This is a genomic window from Kitasatospora sp. NPDC007106, assembly GCF_040634455.1.
In the GTDB taxonomy this organism is placed as follows: Bacteria; Actinomycetota; Actinomycetes; order Streptomycetales; family Streptomycetaceae; genus Kitasatospora; species Kitasatospora arboriphila.
In genome coordinates this window covers 1-2,071 of sequence record NZ_JBEYFP010000968.1, presented here as the reverse complement: position 1 = coordinate 2,071, position 2,071 = coordinate 1, and the positions used below count along the sequence as shown (strand labels likewise).

General features: G+C 75.2%; 2 protein-coding genes. Both read left to right on the top strand.

Annotated elements, in window-relative coordinates; all coding sequences use genetic code 11:
• On the top strand, window positions 1-945 hold a 945-nt coding region (locus tag ABZ641_RS34600), incomplete at its 5' end, for a DUF6596 domain-containing protein (protein ID WP_359988317.1).
• Window positions 946-1,241: 296 nt separating this feature from the next.
• A partial coding sequence (locus ABZ641_RS34595) for a serine/threonine-protein kinase (RefSeq protein WP_359988315.1) occupies window positions 1,242-2,071 on the top strand: 830 nt, incomplete at its 3' end.

Below are 2,071 nucleotides of genomic sequence, written 5' to 3'. Positions count from 1 at the left end.
CCCGAGCCCCTCGGCCCCGTCGGCGACGAGCGGCTGCGGCTGATCTTCACCTGCTGCCACCCGGCACTGGCGACGGGCGCCCGCGTGGCACTGACGCTCCGTCTGGTCGGCGGTCTGACCGTCGCCGAGATCGCCCGCGCCTTCCTGGTGCAGGAGAGCGCCATGGGGCAGCGGATCACCCGCGCCAAGGCCAAGATCAAAACGGCCCGCATCCCCTACCGGGTGCCGTCCGCGGAGGACCTCCCGGAACGGGTCTCCGCGGTCCTCGCCGTGCTCTACCTCGTCTTCAACGAGGGCTACCTGGCGACCGGCCCCGGCACCGATCCGGTACGGCACGACCTCACCGCCGAGGCGATCCGGCTCACCCGGCTGCTCCGCGGACTCCTGCCCGAGGACGGCGAGGTGGCCGGGCTGCTGGCCCTGATGCTCCTCACCGAGGCCCGCCGCACCGCCCGGGTCTCCCCCAGCGGCGACCTGGTCGCCCTCGGCGAACAGGACCGCGGCGCCTGGGACACGGTACTGATCGCCGAGGGCCACCGGCTGGTACGGGAACGGCTGGCCACCGGGGCGGCCCCGGGGCGCTACCAGGTCCTCGCGGCGATCAACGCCGTGCACACCTCCGCCCGCCACGTGGACGACACCGACTGGTCGCAGGTCGTCGCCCTCTACGACCAGCTCCTTTGCCTCGACCCCTCACCGGTCGTCGCCCTCAACCGGGCCGTCGCGCTCGCCGAACTCGACGGCCCCGGGGTGGCGCTGGCCGCCGTCGACCGTCTCGGCGACACCCTGACCGGCTACCACGCCTACCACGCGACCCGCGCCGACCTGCTGCGCCGGCTGGGCCGAAGCCGGGAGTCCCGCGCCGCCTACGACCGGGCCGTCGAACTGGCCGGCAACACCGCCGAGCGCGCCTACCTGGCCCGCCGCCGCGACCTGCCGGGGTAGCCGGGGCGGATCCACGGACCGGTCTCCCACGGCGGCCGTGTGGGCGGCGGAGCCGAGGGCGGCCAGGACCCCCGGCGCGGCCGGCACCTCGTCCCACCGGTCACCGGGACCGGCCCCGGGGAGCGCGGCCGGCGAGGTCGGCGAGGTCGGCGAGCACCGCACGGCGGGCCCGCCGGAGGTGTACCGGGCGGCCTGACCAGCACGTAAGGCCGGTCCGTGTACGTCCGGGCGCAGATCGATCACAGCGCGTACGATCCCCGCCCGCGACCGCCACCGGGCCCCCTAGAGTGTCCGCCGTGACCCAGGACGACGCGGAACTCATCGCCGGCCGGTACGAGCTGATCGAGCGGATCGGGCAGGGCGGCATGGGCCGCGTCTGGCGCGGGACGGACCGGCACCTCTTCGGCCGCGAGGTCGCCGTCAAGGAGATCCTCTTCCCGCCCGGGCTGCAGGACGACGAGCGCGCCGTGCTGCTGCGGCGGTTCACCGGCGAGGCGCGGGCCGCGGTCATCCTCAACCACCCGGGGATCATCACCGTCCACGACGTGGTCGAGCACAACGGCGCGCCGGCCATCGTCATGGAGTTCGTCCGCGGCCGGTCGCTCGCCGCCGAGATCCGCGAGCGGGGTCCGCTGCCGGTGCGCCGGGTCGCCGAGATCGGGGCGGCGATGCTCGGCGCGCTCGCCGAGGCGCACGGAGCCGGGATCGTCCACCGCGACATCAAGCCGGACAACGTGCTGCTGACGAAGGACCGGGTCGTCCTCACCGACTTCGGCATCGCGCACCTCGCGGACGCCACCACCAAGCTGAGCCACAGCGGGACGGTCATCGGCACCCCGCACTACATGCCGCCGGAGCAGTTGGAGGGCAAGCGGCCGACCGCCGCCAACGACCTGTGGGCGCTCGGCGCCACGCTGTACCACGCGGTCGAGGGCCGGACGCCGTTCGACGCCGAGGGCCTGCACGCCCTCGCCATCGCCATCTTCACCCGGCCGCACCGGCCGCCCGTGCTCGCCGGGCCGCTCGCCCCGGTGCTGGAGGCACTGCTCGCCAAGGACCCGGCCGAGCGGGCGACCGTCGCGCAGGCCGAGGAGCTGGTGGCGGCGGTGCTGCGCGGCGACACCAC